15 protein-coding genes and 2 tRNA genes are annotated in these 12864 nt (G+C 59.5%); 9 read left to right on the plus strand and 8 right to left on the minus strand.

The genetic code is table 11. The features are described 5' to 3' along the window. Positions 1 to 2 precede the first annotated feature (2 nt). Positions 3 to 79, plus strand: a tRNA-Pro gene (locus AOA61_RS02775). Positions 80 to 256: 177 nt separating this feature from the next. Here AOA61_RS02775 and AOA61_RS02780 read toward each other — a convergent pair. From AOA61_RS02780 to AOA61_RS02790, 3 genes are read right to left on the minus strand one after another with little or no spacing between them, the layout of a single operon-like run. After that, on the minus strand, positions 257 to 1555 hold the full coding sequence (locus tag AOA61_RS02780; RefSeq protein WP_032886187.1) for an NAD(P)/FAD-dependent oxidoreductase: 1299 nt from the start codon (positions 1553 to 1555) through the stop codon (positions 257 to 259). A 60-nt stretch (positions 1556 to 1615) separates the two neighbouring features. Then, on the minus strand, positions 1616 to 1789 hold the full coding sequence (locus tag AOA61_RS02785) for a DUF3094 family protein (protein WP_032886188.1): 174 nt from the start codon (positions 1787 to 1789) through the stop codon (positions 1616 to 1618). A 57-nt stretch (positions 1790 to 1846) separates the two neighbouring features. After that, positions 1847 to 2476, minus strand: coding sequence for a DUF1780 domain-containing protein (locus AOA61_RS02790; protein WP_032886189.1), 630 nt, complete (start codon positions 2474 to 2476; stop codon positions 1847 to 1849). A 104-nt stretch (positions 2477 to 2580) separates the two neighbouring features. Between AOA61_RS02790 and AOA61_RS02795 the strand changes: the two genes are divergently transcribed. The 3 genes from AOA61_RS02795 (at position 2581) to AOA61_RS02805 (ending at position 4026) form a co-directional block, all read left to right on the plus strand. Further along, on the plus strand, positions 2581 to 3048 hold the full coding sequence (locus AOA61_RS02795; RefSeq protein ID WP_099601096.1) for an FAD/FMN-containing dehydrogenase: 468 nt from the start codon (positions 2581 to 2583) through the stop codon (positions 3046 to 3048). Beyond that, positions 3045 to 3734: an energy-coupling factor ABC transporter permease gene (locus AOA61_RS02800; protein WP_032886191.1), complete on the plus strand. Its 690-nt coding sequence runs from the start codon at positions 3045 to 3047 to the stop codon at positions 3732 to 3734. The genes AOA61_RS02795 and AOA61_RS02800 overlap by 4 nt, the downstream gene beginning before the upstream one ends. 76 nt (positions 3735 to 3810) lie before the next feature. Then, positions 3811 to 4026: a hypothetical protein gene (locus AOA61_RS02805; RefSeq protein ID WP_032886192.1), complete on the plus strand. Its 216-nt coding sequence runs from the start codon at positions 3811 to 3813 to the stop codon at positions 4024 to 4026. Here AOA61_RS02805 and yacG read toward each other — a convergent pair. The 4 genes from yacG to AOA61_RS02825 are packed head-to-tail and all read right to left on the minus strand — an operon-like array spanning position 4023 to position 6911. Further along, a complete protein-coding gene (gene yacG, locus AOA61_RS02810; RefSeq protein WP_032886193.1) occupies positions 4023 to 4223 on the minus strand; it encodes a DNA gyrase inhibitor YacG in 201 nt (66 codons plus the stop codon). The genes AOA61_RS02805 and yacG overlap by 4 nt on opposite strands. Next, entirely contained in the window at positions 4220 to 4843 is a 624-nt protein-coding gene (coaE, locus tag AOA61_RS02815; protein ID WP_099601097.1) for a dephospho-CoA kinase, read from the minus strand. Before coaE ends, yacG begins: the two co-directional genes overlap by 4 nt. Then, entirely contained in the window at positions 4840 to 5706 is an 867-nt protein-coding gene (locus AOA61_RS02820; RefSeq protein WP_032886195.1) for an A24 family peptidase, read from the minus strand. The genes coaE and AOA61_RS02820 overlap by 4 nt, the downstream gene beginning before the upstream one ends. Continuing rightward, the gene (locus AOA61_RS02825) at positions 5703 to 6911 is read right to left on the minus strand and encodes a type II secretion system F family protein (RefSeq protein ID WP_099601098.1); all 1209 of its coding nucleotides are present in this window, start codon (positions 6909 to 6911) and stop codon (positions 5703 to 5705) included. Before AOA61_RS02825 ends, AOA61_RS02820 begins: the two co-directional genes overlap by 4 nt. A 202-nt stretch (positions 6912 to 7113) precedes the next feature. Between AOA61_RS02825 and AOA61_RS02830 the strand changes: the two genes are divergently transcribed. The 4 genes from AOA61_RS02830 (at position 7114) to AOA61_RS02845 (ending at position 9542) form a co-directional block, all read left to right on the plus strand. Next, positions 7114 to 7515 (plus strand): pilin, encoded by a 402-nt coding sequence (locus AOA61_RS02830; protein WP_032886197.1) that lies wholly within the window; start codon positions 7114 to 7116, stop codon positions 7513 to 7515. A gap of 35 nt (positions 7516 to 7550) precedes the next feature. Beyond that, positions 7551 to 8951, plus strand: coding sequence for an O-antigen ligase (locus AOA61_RS02835; protein ID WP_099601100.1), 1401 nt, complete (start codon positions 7551 to 7553; stop codon positions 8949 to 8951). Between the two features lie 48 nt (positions 8952 to 8999). Further along, positions 9000 to 9072 (plus strand) — tRNA-Thr (locus tag AOA61_RS02840). A 164-nt stretch (positions 9073 to 9236) separates the two neighbouring features. Further along, positions 9237 to 9542, plus strand: coding sequence for a DUF6388 family protein (locus tag AOA61_RS02845; RefSeq protein ID WP_032886199.1), 306 nt, complete (start codon positions 9237 to 9239; stop codon positions 9540 to 9542). A gap of 65 nt (positions 9543 to 9607) precedes the next feature. Here AOA61_RS02845 and nadC read toward each other — a convergent pair whose 3' ends face one another. Further along, positions 9608 to 10456 (minus strand): carboxylating nicotinate-nucleotide diphosphorylase, encoded by an 849-nt coding sequence (gene nadC, locus AOA61_RS02850; RefSeq protein WP_032886200.1) that lies wholly within the window; start codon positions 10454 to 10456, stop codon positions 9608 to 9610. A 244-nt stretch (positions 10457 to 10700) separates the two neighbouring features. On the opposite strand from nadC, the gene AOA61_RS02855 reads away from it, so the two are divergent. Further along, positions 10701 to 12851 carry a DUF1631 domain-containing protein gene (locus AOA61_RS02855; protein ID WP_099601101.1) on the plus strand — a complete coding sequence of 717 codons (2151 nt, stop codon included), beginning with the start codon at positions 10701 to 10703 and terminating at the stop codon, positions 12849 to 12851. The last annotated feature ends 13 nt before the right edge of the window (positions 12852 to 12864 follow it).

A 12864-nucleotide genomic window follows, 5' to 3' on the forward strand; every position in this document is an offset into this window, starting at 1 on the left:
ACCGGGGTATAGCGCAGTCCGGTAGCGCGCCTGCTTTGGGAGCAGGATGTCGGGAGTTCGAATCCCCCTACCCCGACCATATTAAAAATCCTCGTATCGAAAGATACGGGGATTTTTTTTGCGCACGCAAAACCTCAAAACACTGCGCATCAAACGTGAGAGGGGGCCTGATCCCGACAGCAGTCTGTCAGCCAATGAAGACATAGCTGACCCACCGCGATCGGGAGCAGGCCCCCTCCAACATTATTTTATGTTGTTAGTGAAGTTTGAGTCGCGGCTCAGTACCACGCCCAATCCTGCTGCCCAGCATCAGCATCGCCGTGCGGAAGAAGCCATAGAGCGCCATCTGGTGCATCCGGTACAGCGACACGTAGAACATCCGCGCCAGCCAGCCTTCCAGCATCACACTGCCTGTCAGATTGCCCATCAAGTTACCCACCGCTGAAAAGCGTGACAGCGAGATCAGCGATCCATAGTCGGTGTACTTGTACGACGGCAGCTCCTTGCCCTCGATGCGTAGCTTCAGCGACTTAGCCAGCAACGATGCTTGCTGGTGGGCAGCCTGGGCCCGTGGCGGTACGTTGCGGTCGGTGCCCGGTTGCGGACACGCGGCGCAGTCGCCGAACGCAAAGATATTTTCGTCGCGGGTGGTTTGCAGCGTCGGCAGCACTTGCAGCTGATTGATGCGGTTGGTTTCCAGGCCATCAATATCCTTGAGGAACCCTGGCGCGCGAATCCCCGCAGCCCACACTTTAAGACTGGCCGGAATCACCTGGCCGCTGCTGGTAATCAGTGCATCGGCAGTGACTTCGCTGACGGCCGAGTTGGTCAGCACTGTCACGCCGAGCTTCTCCAGGGTTTTATGCACCGGCCCGCCAATACGCTCCGGTAGGGCGGGCAGTACGCGTGGGCCGGCTTCGATCAGGGTGATGTGCATGTTTTCCGGCTTGATTCGGTCCAGGCCGTAGGCAGCCAGCTCATGGGCAGCGTTATGCAGCTCGGCGGCGAGTTCGACGCCGGTGGCGCCGGCGCCGACGATGGCGACACTGATCTGCTCGACGACATCAGTCTGTCCGGCATGTGCGCGCAGGTAGTGGTTGAGCAGTTGCTGGTGAAAACGTTCGGCCTGTTTGCGGGTGTCGAGAAACAGGCAGTGTTGCGCCGCGCCCTCGGTGCCGAAGTCGTTAGTGGTGCTGCCTACCGCAATCACTAGGCTGTCGTAGCTCAGAACGCGCGCAGGCACCAGTTCGCGGCCCTCTTCGTCGAGGGTGGCGGCCAACTGAATCTTCTTCTGCTCTCGGTCAAGCCCGCTCATGCGCCCCAGTTGGAACTCGAAGTGGTTCCATTTGGCCTGGGCGACGTAGTTGAGTTCGTCTTCCGAAGAGTTCAGCGACCCGGCGGCCACTTCGTGCAGCAGCGGCTTCCAGATATGGGTCAGGTTGGTGTCCACCAGCGTGATGCTGGCAGTGCCACGCTTGCCCAGAGTCTTACCCAGGCGGGTAGCCAACTCCAGACCGCCGGCGCCGCCGCCGACGATAATAATACGATGGGTCATAGGGATATCTCGCAAGGCTAAAAGAAATCGGAGCAGTTACCCTCGCGAGCGCCAGGCAGCTCATAGCGTTAGGTAACTCAAAAGGCGGCTCAGCAGACCGAGCCCGATCACCACCACCAGCACCACACCAAGGAGCAGCCACGGCCGGAAAGGCTTGCGCTCGACTCGGTTTTGGGAGAGTTGCAGATACTCTTCGACATGCTTTTGGTCGTCGGGGTTCAGGCGACTGGTCATATAAGGCCTCGTCAGGTAGACGTTGCAAAAGGGCGCCACGTTACAGTCGGGGTGGGATCAGAGGCTGATCCCCACGTCGAACACTATGCTGCGCCCCAGGTTGTTGCGCAAGAAATCCGGGGCGTCCGGGTGAGCGAACAGCACTCGCGCGAACGTTGGCCCCACCAGAGACAGCGAGCGCCAGCCTTGGCGCAAGTATTCGGTGGGGGGTGGGAAGTGGCTGTTGAGGTCGAGCACTTCGCGCTTGAGGCTGGTGAACGCGACAAGATCCAGTTCGCCCAGGTCCATCCCGCGCTCTTTGTAGTTGTGGGCCTTCTTGCGCAACGTGGGCGCCAGGCGCAGCAGGAATTCATGAGCGGGGATTCGCCGAGGCTTGGCTTCGCGCCGCACCAGTTGGCTGAGGGAGAATGCGCTACGCCGGCGCAGCAGTTCGTCTCGCCATTCGTCGTTCAGTCGCCGCCCTTCATCAAGTACGAAAAACACCTCGAAACTGGCATCGCGAAACAGCACATCCGGTGGTTCTTGACCTGCGGCATGAAACTCTTCGGCGCGGTAAGGCACGTTCAAACCTTGCAGCAGGCGCTGGCAGACCCAACGCTCACGCTCCCATTTGCGGGCATTGGACAGGAACGCATTGGCTTGTTCGGCTGCTACGGTGAGCAGGCGCAAATAATCTGAGTCATCCATGCATGCAGCTTAGCGTCCAAATGATGACCGCAGGAAGTCCTGCCGCAAAAGCCAGGGTGTAGACTGGCCTTTCAAGCGTAATTCCCCCGAATGAGGAGCGTGCAGTGAAGTTTCTGGTGGTGTTGTTGCTAAGTCTTTTACCGGTATGGGCGCAGGCTGTTGAAGTGGGCGAGCGCCTTACTCCCTGGACCTTGCTCGATCAATTCGACCAAGCCTATACCCTCGATAACCATGCGCAGATTCTGCTGGTGGCGCGCAGCATGGACGCAGCGAAGCTGGTAGATGCTGCGCTGCTAGGCCAACCTAAAGGCTACTTAGAAGCACGGCACGCAGTGTTCGTCGCCGATATCCAGCGCATGCCTCGACTGATCGCCAAACTGTTCGCGGTACCCGCCATGCAATCCTACAACTACCGGGTCATGCTGGACCGTGACGCGCGTATCGCGCCGCGTTATCCCGCAGCGGCGGATAAAGTGCTGTGGCTGCAGCTGGAAAACGGTGCGTTGGTTTCTCAGCACGAATACGGCACTGCTGCCGAATTGCGCCAGGCCCTGGAGCAGGTGAGGCCGTGATCAGCGCCGCAGTGCTGGCGCCCACAACCCTGGGCATCGGCTGGCTGTTGTACGCGCCGGTGCTGCTATGGGCGATCCTGCGCTCGCCCTGGGTCGAGTTGTTTGCCGACCGGCGGCGCCAGCATTTGCTGTTCGGTACGGTGTTCGCACTGTTCATGTTGTGGCTGGTGCGGCGGGATTTCGACACTGGTGTGTCCTACCACTTTATTGGTATGACCGCCGTAACCCTGCTGCTGGATTGGCCCCTGGCCATCGTCGGTGGTTTTGCCGCCCAGTTCGGGTTAATGCTGCTTGGGCGCCAGGACCTGGCGGCCCTTGGCGTCAACGGCCTGCTGCTGGTCGTGCTGCCGGTGCTGATCACCGAAGGCTGTGCGCTTGTGGTCGAGCGGGCGCAGCCGCGCAATCCTTTCGTGTATATCTTTTGCTCCGGTTTTTTTGCTGCCGCGCTGTCGGCCTTGCTCTGCCTGTTACTGGGGTTGGGTTTGCTATGGTTTGACGGCCGTTTTGCCATGCCGGAATGGCTGGAAGATTTCGTCGGCTACCTGTGGCTGATCATCTTCCCAGAGGCCTTTATCAACGGCATGGTCATCAGCGCTCTGGTGGTGTTTTGCCCCGAATGGCTGGAGACCTTCAACCGCACCCGCTACCTCTCTGCGCCTTGGAAGGATGACGATTCGCAGCGTTGATCCAGATCAAACCCAGGGCGAGCGAGCAGGCCCATGCTCTGCCAAATTTTAGATAAGCAGGCGGGGAGCACGGATCATGGGTGTGTATGAGTGGGCACGGCAAGAGTTGCGAAAAAGCCAGGATGCGGCGCAGGAAATCGGTTTCGACCCAGGTCTGACCCTGCGGGCCATGCTCAGTGCGGTTGTGCAGCAGAGCAAGGGCGTGCGCAGTTTTGAAGACCTGGCCGACGAGCTGCAATACCTTGCAGAGAACCTCGACGACCAGCAGGAATATGCCTTTATGCGGCCTTAATGGCGAGGCGGCAGATCTTCGGAAAACAGCTCGTCTTCTGCGTCCGGGGCTACGGGAATCTTGTGTTCTTCAGCGGCCCAGGCGCCCAGATCGATGAGTTTGCAACGGTCCGAGCAAAACGGCCGGTTGAGATTGTCGGTTTTCCATTCCACGGGGGCGCCGCAGGTTGGGCAGTCGACGGTCAAGGGTTGGCTCATGATCGGCCTCCACGCAAAGTAAGGTAAAAGTGGTGCAGTCGCTCGACCTCGCTGTGCAGCCAGGCGAGGTCCTGGTGATTGACCAGTACGTCATCGGCATGGTTCAGGCGGTCTTCACGGCTGGACTGAGCCTTTAGAATCGCCTGTACTTGCTGTTCGCTGATGCCGTCGCGCTGCAGGGTACGCTGAATCTGCACCGATTGCGGCACGTCGATCACCAGGATGCGCTGGGTCATGCTGTACTGGCCGGACTCGATCAGCAGCGGCGACACCAGAATCGCGTAAGGCGAGCGCGCGCGCGCCAGGTGGCTGCGAATCTCCTCGCCGATCAGCGGGTGTAGCAAGCCTTCCAGCCATAGGCGCTCTTCAGGTACTTCAAAGATCAGCTTGCGCAACGCGGCGCGGTCCAGTTGACCGTCGGGCTGCAGCACGTGTGCACCAAAGTGCTCGGCGATGCGTGCCAGTGCCGGCCGGCCAGGCTCGACCACCCAGCGCGCGGCGTGGTCGGCGTCGACCAGGTCCACGCCCAGGTCGATAAAGTGCTGGGCCGCCGCGCTTTTACCGCTGCCGATGCCGCCGGTGAGGCCAAGAATCCAGGGTGTTGCAACAGAAGTGGTCATCTGAAACCGACAGACTGCAAATAGAAGTCGGTTATTTGACCACCCCAGAGCAATGCAATCCAGCCGGCAATTGCCAGATACGGACCAAACGGCATCGGGGCCGAAGCCTGAGTCTTGCGCACGCGCATCAGGATCAGCCCGATAACCACTCCCACCAGCGACGACATCAACAGTGTCATCGGCAAAATCTGCCAACCACCCCAGGCGCCGAGCAGAGCCAGTAACTTGAAGTCGCCGTGGCCCATGCCGTCCTTACCGGTGACCAATTTGAACAGCCAGAACACGCTCCATAAGCTCATGTAGCCGATCACTGTGCCCCAAAGGGCGTCGGGTAAAGTCGTCAGTAATTCAAAGCTGTTGACGATCAACCCCAGCCACAGCAATGGCAGCACCAGCACATCCGGCAGTAATTGGTGGTCCGCGTCGATCAGGCTCATTGCCAGCAACCCCCAACTCAATATCAGCACTGCTGCGGCTTGCCAGCCAAAGCCGAAATGTAGGGCGACCCAGGCCGAGATCAGCCCGCACGCAAGCTCGGTGAAGGGGTAGCGTGTGCTGATGGTTGCCTGGCAGTGGGCGCAGCGGCCTCGGAGTATCAGGTAACTGAGCACCGGGATGTTTTCCCACGGCCGGATCGGATGATCACAGTGCGGGCAGCACGAGTTGGGGTGCATCAGGTTGTAGGTCGGCCCGGCAGGCTCAGCAGGTAAACCGAGCACTTCGTGGGCCTGAGCACGCCATTCCCGTTCGAGCATTTTTGGCAGGCGCCACACGAGCACATTGAGAAAACTGCCGACGATCAGCCCCAGTACCGACGCTATCGCCACAAAGGCCCATGGGTGCTCACTCAACAGCAAATTCAAAATGCGCTCCCCAGTTGGAAGACCGGCAGGTACATGGCGATGACCAGCGTCGCGACAATCCCCCCCAGAACCACCATGATCAGCGGTTCCATCAGGCTGGTGAGGCTGTCGACTTGGTCGTCCACGTCGTTCTCATAGTGGTTGGCGACTTTTTCCAGCATCTGTTCCAGCATGCCCGATTCTTCGCCGATTGCTGTCATCTGAATCGCCATACTGGGAAACAGGCCGCTGTTGGCCATGGAGTGATTCAACTGCATGCCAGTGGATACATCGTGACGCATATGTTCGATTGCCTGTTTGAACGGAGCATTGCCCACGGCGCCGGCGACTGAGTCCAAAGCCTGTACCAGTGGAACACCGGCTGCAAAGGTGGTGGACAACGTACGGGCGTAGCGGGCCACTGCGGATTTTGTCAGCAGTTTGCCTGCCAAGGGCGCATTCAACAAACCGGCGTCGAGCCAGTAGCGAAAACGCGGCGAGCTCCGATAGGCCTTACGCAATCCCATGATTCCGGCGGCAATGCCCAACACCAGAATCCACCAGGCTTGCTGCACGAATGCCGACAAGGCGATCACCTGCAAGGTAAGCGTTGGCAGCTTACCGTCAACCCCGGCGAACAGGGTCTGGAACTGCGGAACTACGTGAACCAGCAGTATGCCGGTGACCAGGCTGGCAACCACCAGGACCGCAACGGGGTAGGTCATGGCCTTTTTAATCCTGGCATTGAGTTGCTCGCTCTTTTCGCGGTGGATCGCTACCCGGTCCAGCAGGGTCTCCAGCGCACCCGCTTGTTCGCCCGCGGCCACCAGGTTGCAGTACAGCTCATCGAAGTAGCGCGGTTGTTTACGCAACGCCTCGGCCAGACTGGTGCCGGCTGCGATGTGCTGTTTCAGGTCTTGTACCAGCTCACGCACCGCGCGGTTGTCGAAGCCTTCGTTGATGATGTCGAAGGCTTGCAGAAGGGGTATTCCGGCTTTGAGCAGAGTGGCCAGTTGGCGAGTGAGCAGCGTGATGTCAGTGGCTTTAACCGAATGAGTAAGGCTTGGCAGCATCGGGGAGTGCTTGCGCACACGGCCAGGGCTGATGCCTTGCTGGCGTAGTTGTGCCTTGACCAGGGCAGGGTTGTGCCCCTTGGTTTGCCCGGACACCCTGCGCCCTTTTCGGTTGATGCCTTCCCAAGCATAAATCGTTGAAGCGTTGTTCATGTCGCGGTTCCGCATATAAACCTTCGAAGATTTATAGCGTAGTCAGGTGACGGATTCGGGCGTGTCGAGGGCGCAGGATAAAATGTCAGAATGTGCGTCTTGTGCGCGATTGCCCGCTTACGGGTGAGTACACTGGCGCCGCTGAAAAAAACGGGGTGCAGGACGCGCCTTGTCATGAGTTCTATTCTGGAGAGTGAATGTGATGAGTCAAAAAGGCTTTACCTTGATCGAGTTGTTGATCGTCGTGGCAATCATCGGCATTTTGGCCACCATCGGCCTCCCGATGTACACCACACACCAGGCCAAGGCCAAGTTCACTGCCGGCCTGGCTGAAATTACTGCCTTGAAGGCCGGCTACGAAGACACCTTCAATCAGGGCACCGTACCCACCTTGGCCTTGATTGGCGGCACGACCCCGACCGCCAACTGCAAGATCGATGTAGCAGGCGACGTCACGACGGGCGTGGGCTCCATCAGTTGCGAAATACTTGATGCGCCAGCGCCTGTGCTGGGCAAGACCATCAGCCTGACGCGCAGCGCCACCGGCTGGAAATGCACTACAACTGCTGAAGAGAAATATGCCGGCAAGGGTTGCGGCGCATAACTGCTAAACCATCCACAGGGAAGTAGAGGTGGCCGATGGCGTTATCCGTACAGCAGCGAGGCGGTGTGTTCCTGGTAGCAGTGGTGTGCTTGCTGACGATTGGGATCTGCGCACCGTTCAGTGGGCACGATCTGCAGCGCGTAGTGCAGATTGCCATCGGGGTCTGTGCGGTGCTGTATGGGCTGTCGGTTACCAGGCTTGAACCCTTGGTGGATAGGTTTACGGGCTGGGGCCTGGCGCTGGTTCTGGTGATGGGCATGGTGTCTTCGGTACTGGCCCATCAGCCGCTCTGGGCCTTCACCGAGGTGGCATTGTTTTTCAGTTGCGCTGCGATTGCCGTAGCGTTTGCCTTACTCCGGCGCCACGGCGGTGAGCCGATGGATCGTGTGCTGATACTGGTTGTGGTGCTGCTGTGCCTGATCAAAACCATCCAATATCTGTATGCCGGTGCGCTCGCATTCACCAGTGGTGCACGCACGCTGGATCCTGACCTGTTGCTGTCCGGCTTTTCCAACAAGCGCTTCTACGGTCAGTTCCAGACATTCACCCTGCCGTTACTGGCGCTTCCCCTGCTGATACCCAATATCTCCCGCGCCCTGCGAGGTGCGGCGTTTGCTTTGTTGTGCGTCTGGTGGCTGATTGCGATAAGCGGTGGTACGCGCGGTACATGGCTAGGGATGGGCGCGGCGGGTTTACTGCTGGCGCTGCTGGGGCCCTGGGGGCGACGCTGGATGGGGTGGCAGTTGGCCGCTGTCGCAGGCGGCCTGTTGTTGTACTGGCTGGTATTTACGGCGCTGGCCGACCACTTGGGGATTGTGCTTTCCAGTGGCGCCGGTGATCGCCTGACCACCTCGCTGTCTGGGCGTGGTCCAATCTGGTGGCAGGCATGGCATATGCTTGTCGAGCGGCCATGGCTCGGGTTCGGGCCGATGCATTTTGCTGATATTGCCAACGAGATCGCCGCCCATCCGCATCAGTCCGTTTTGCAATGGGCCAGCGAATGGGGTGTGCCGTCGGCACTCTGCGTGGCGGTGTTGGCGTGGCGTTCCGGATGGGCCACGCTTGGTGTGCTGCGTGAGAGGGCGCTGTCTGCCGAGCGCGTTGATCTGCTGCGCTTATGTCTGTTTGCAGCGTTGGTCGGCGCGTTGGTGCAGTCCATGGTCGACGGCGTGATCGTGATGCCCATTTCCCAAGTCTGGCTGGCACTGACAATCGGCTGGCTAATGGCGCTGCATGTGTGGGGTGCCTCGGCAACGGTTGCGCTACCGCTGGTTGGGTGGGCTTGGAAAGTACTGAGTGTGCTGGCCGTTGGTCTGTTGATTGCGATTGCACTGCGCGATGTGCCTCACATCGCGCAAGCCCAGCAGCAATACCTGAGTGACCATGGAAATCACCTGCAACCACGTTTCTGGGCCCAGGGGGTCATTGCTCGCTGAGGGGTGTAAGTTGCCGGACGCCCGATGCGGTGCTAGCTTTAGCCCACCGCCCGTGTAGCTCAGTTGGTAGAGCAGCGCACTCGTAACGCGAAGGTCGCAGGTTCGATTCCTGTCTCGGGCATAAAGGCGCTACTGTTTTAGATGCAGTGTTTAAACGGCAACGTTTTCAGATGATCCCAGAATGGTTCTGAAGGCCAGACGAGTCGGCATTCATGCCCGCTCTTTTGTATCTGCGCAACCTTGATGACCCAGATGCATCCCCATTCCTCGATCTAAGAGAACAACATGACCACGACTGAAATGACCCAGGAAGTTCGACATCAAGCAGCCCTCGAAAAATACATCGGGGAATCGCCGCAGCTCAAAGAAGAGATCAAGGACCTGAGCGCCGATGATCAGCGCGACCAGATCCAGTGGGCATTCGAGGACGAGGCCGAGAGCCAGGGCCTCCAGCCTTGGGAGTTGACCCTCAAGTACACCTCGACACCGGAAGAGTTCGAAGCCGCGCGGCTGGCCTTGCACAAAGAGGCGGCCGAGGTGCTGGGTGTGGATTGGGAAGAGTATTGCGAGATGAATAACCTGGTCGTCTGACGCCGACGTACTTGTGTGGTGTGCGGGGCAGCCCGCTCACCACAATCAAGCATCAAATATTGACCTCAGATGCTCAGTCGCATAGACAAGTCCACCGCCTTAACATCCTTGGTCATCGCGCCGATGGAGATGTAGTCCACTCCGGTTTCAGCGATGGGCAGCAGGGTGCTTTCATTGATCCCGCCACTGGCTTCCAGCTTCGCCTTGCCGCCGTTCAGGCGCACGGCTTCACGCATATCTTCCAGGCTCAATTCATCCAGCATGATGATGTCGGCGCCCGCTGCCAGTGCTTCGCGTAGTTCGTCCAAGCTTTCCACTTCGATTTCCACCGGCTTGCCGGGCGCGATTTTGTGCGCGGCGGTAATGGCTTGGGCGATACCACCGCAGGCCGCGATGTGGTTTTCCTTGATCAGGAACGCGTCATACAAGCCAATCCGGTGGTTGTGGCAGCCACCACAGGTCACGGCGTATTTCTGCGCCAGGCGCAGGCCGGGCAGGGTTTTTCGGGTATCCAGCAGCTTGACCTGGGTGCTGGCGACAAAATCTGCGAGGAACCGGGCGCGTGTAGCGACCCCGGACAGCAACTGCAGGAAGTTCAGGGCAGAGCGTTCGCCGGTGAGCAACGAGCGCGCCGGGCCTTCGAGGTGGAACAGGGCTTGGTTGGGGCTGACGCGCTCGCCGTCGGCCACTTGCCAGTGCACGGCGACCCTTGGGTCCAGTTGGCGGAAGACTGCGTCTACCCAGGCCGTACCGGCAATCACAGCGATATCGCGGGTAATGATGGTGGCGGTGGCCAGCCGTTCGGTCGGGATCAGCTGCGCGGTGATGTCGCCGCTGCCGATATCTTCCAGCAGTGCACGGCGCACGTTGGCTTCGATTTCGGCGGTGAGGTCGGCAAGACGGAGGTTCGGCATAACAGGCTCCACAAACAAAGTGTCCCGATTATAGGGGTAGCGTGCATTCGAACCCAGAGTCACCGCTGATTTACCACGCAATGTCAGAGGGTGCTGGCGCAACGGCCCTCATTTGCAAGATAATCCTGCGCCTTGCAATTGGCGTCATAGCTTTGACGTCCTGGTGATGAGCGGTTTCCACAGCGTCCAACGGGCCTGTACCCGATCTTTCCCCAACTCAATACCGCCGTTTCAGGAGGCCAGGATGCACAATGACGGAAAGGTGGTGCCAATCAACAGGGCACACGCCACGCCATCGCCGCTCGCGCGCCTGCCGGTGGTACTGCTGCAGGTTCGCGACAGAGCCGCGCAACAGTTGCAGCAGGGGCTGCAGGAATTGTTCGATAACGCTGACGACACGTTGTTCGAGATGGCCGACAAGGCCCGCAGCAACGTGGATCACCATATTTTCTTTGAAGCCATGCGCGACCTGCGCCTCAAGCGCAAGAATTTCGAGCGCGTGTTCATGGAGCGGTTATTCCAAGCCTTTGGCGGCCTGGGTCAGGCGGGGAGGGGCGAGCTTCAGATGGTGCCGGTGATGTCCTATGACACGGCGCCAAGTTCATCCAAGGATGAATTGGAAAAAGCCGTGGCACTTGAGGCTATGGTCGGCCGGGTGCGCAACCGAGACGGCCTGGCGCTTGGGCAGTTGACCGCGCGCTTGAGTGCCTTGCTGGGCAATAACCTGGATGATCGTGAAAACCCTTTGGGCCCGGCGCTACTGTGCGAATTTTTCCTGCGTGCGGGGCGCAGTTTGGGTGTGGAGATCCGCGTCAAACTGATCATGCTCAAACTGTTTGAAAAATACGTGCTCAGTGACGCCGACCAACTCTACGGGGAAGCCAACCAGTTGCTGGGCGCCACCGGCGTATTGCCGGAACTCAAGGCTGTACCCTCCCGTCGTCCCGGCGAGCGCGCCGCTCGTGATTACCAGCGTGAAGCAGCATTGCCCAGCGCGGAGCAACCCGTCGACGAGAATGGCCAGCAAGCCTTCGCCGCTTTGCAGGCGCTGTTGGCCCCCGTGCGCGGTAGCGTGTCGCCTACGCTTGAGGCCAGCGCAGAACCCCAGCCCATCGCCACCCGCGACCTGTTGCGGCTGTTGTCCCATTTGCAGCAGTACGTGCCGGAGCCGGAAGTCGAAGATGATTTCGACCTGCGTAACCAGCTTGAGCAATTGCTCACCCGTGTCAGCGTCAAAAGTGGCAAGTCGCGGGTCGTGGAGGATGCGGACGAAGATGTAATCAACCTGATCGCCTTGCTGTTCGAATTTATCCTCAACGACCGCACCGTGCCGGACGCCTTCAAGGCTTTGATCGGCCGACTGCAGATCCCACTGCTGAAAGTGGCAGTGCTGGACAAGAGTTTTTTCAGCCGTGCCAGCCACCCAGCGCGCCGCCTGTTGAATGAAATTGCCACGACCGCCATGGGCTGGAGCCCGGTCGCTGACTACCAGCGCGACAGTCTGTATCTGCGCATCGAGCAGGTGGTTCAGCGTTTGCTCAATGAGTTTGTCGAAGACCCGGCGATTTTTTCCCTGTTGCTGACTGAGTTCAATGCGTTTACCGCTGATGAGCGTCGGCGCTGCGAGTTGCTTGAGCAGCACACTCGCGACGCCGAAGAAGGGCGCGTGCGCACTGACGCGGCGCGAGCACGGGTGGCCGAGGTGCTCAATCGACGGCTATTGGGCAAGGTTTTACCGCGAGCTGTGGTGCTGTTTCTGCAACAGGCCTGGAGCCAGGTGCTGTTGCTGGCCAGCCTTAAGTACGGCGAGCAGTCGGTGCAATGGCAAGCAGCGCTGCGCACCATGGATGAGCTGATCTGGAGTGTGAGCCTGCAGCAAGACACCGAAGCCGGGGGCCATTTAGTAGAGCAGTTGCCGGGCTTGCTCAAGGCCCTGCGCGACGGGTTGACCAGCGCAGCCTTCGACCCCTTCAGCACCCGTGATTTTTTTGTTCGTTTGCAGGCCCTGCATGTCCAGCCGACCGAGGGTGTCGATGGGTTGATCGAAGTGCGCGAACCTTTAGTGCTCAGCACAACGCCGCCTGGTTCAGTTGAAGATCTCCCGGCGGATGATCCGGACCTGCTCAAGGTTTACAAATTGCGGATCGGTGACTGGGTCGTGTTCCAGCCAGGGCAGCCCAGCGCTCTGCGGTGCAAGCTGATGGCGATCATGGCACCGGCCAATACCTACGTTTTTGTTGGCCGCACCGGGCTCAAAGTCCTGGATAAAAGTGCAGGCCAACTGGCGCTGGCGTTCAAGCGTGGGGCGCTTTACATCCTGGATGATGGACCGCTGTTCGAGCGAGCACTGGCGGCAGTGGTGGGGCAACTGCGTCAACTCAATCGCGGCAAGTGATCGCAACCACGGG

This window comes from Pseudomonas sp. 2995-1 (genome assembly GCF_002742505.1).
In the GTDB taxonomy this organism is placed as follows: Bacteria; Pseudomonadota; Gammaproteobacteria; order Pseudomonadales; family Pseudomonadaceae; genus Aquipseudomonas; species Aquipseudomonas sivasensis.

Coding starts and splice junctions, on each gene's coding strand:
- coaE (WP_099601097.1), bottom strand. CDS start 4,843: ATGACCACTTCTGTTGCAACACCCTGGATTCTTGGCCTCACCGGCGGC.
- AOA61_RS02835 (WP_099601100.1), top strand. CDS start 7,551: ATGGCGTTATCCGTACAGCAGCGAGGCGGTGTGTTCCTGGTAGCAGTG.
- AOA61_RS02805 (WP_032886192.1), top strand. CDS start 3,811: ATGGGTGTGTATGAGTGGGCACGGCAAGAGTTGCGAAAAAGCCAGGAT.
- yacG (WP_032886193.1), bottom strand. CDS start 4,223: ATGAGCCAACCCTTGACCGTCGACTGCCCAACCTGCGGCGCCCCCGTG.
- nadC (WP_032886200.1), bottom strand. CDS start 10,456: ATGCCGAACCTCCGTCTTGCCGACCTCACCGCCGAAATCGAAGCCAAC.
- AOA61_RS02830 (WP_032886197.1), top strand. CDS start 7,114: ATGAGTCAAAAAGGCTTTACCTTGATCGAGTTGTTGATCGTCGTGGCA.
- AOA61_RS02855 (WP_099601101.1), top strand. CDS start 10,701: ATGCACAATGACGGAAAGGTGGTGCCAATCAACAGGGCACACGCCACG.
- AOA61_RS02785 (WP_032886188.1), bottom strand. CDS start 1,789: ATGACCAGTCGCCTGAACCCCGACGACCAAAAGCATGTCGAAGAGTAT.
- AOA61_RS02825 (WP_099601098.1), bottom strand. CDS start 6,911: ATGAACAACGCTTCAACGATTTATGCTTGGGAAGGCATCAACCGAAAA.
- AOA61_RS02780 (WP_032886187.1), bottom strand. CDS start 1,555: ATGACCCATCGTATTATTATCGTCGGCGGCGGCGCCGGCGGTCTGGAG.
- AOA61_RS02790 (WP_032886189.1), bottom strand. CDS start 2,476: ATGGATGACTCAGATTATTTGCGCCTGCTCACCGTAGCAGCCGAACAA.
- AOA61_RS02845 (WP_032886199.1), top strand. CDS start 9,237: ATGACCACGACTGAAATGACCCAGGAAGTTCGACATCAAGCAGCCCTC.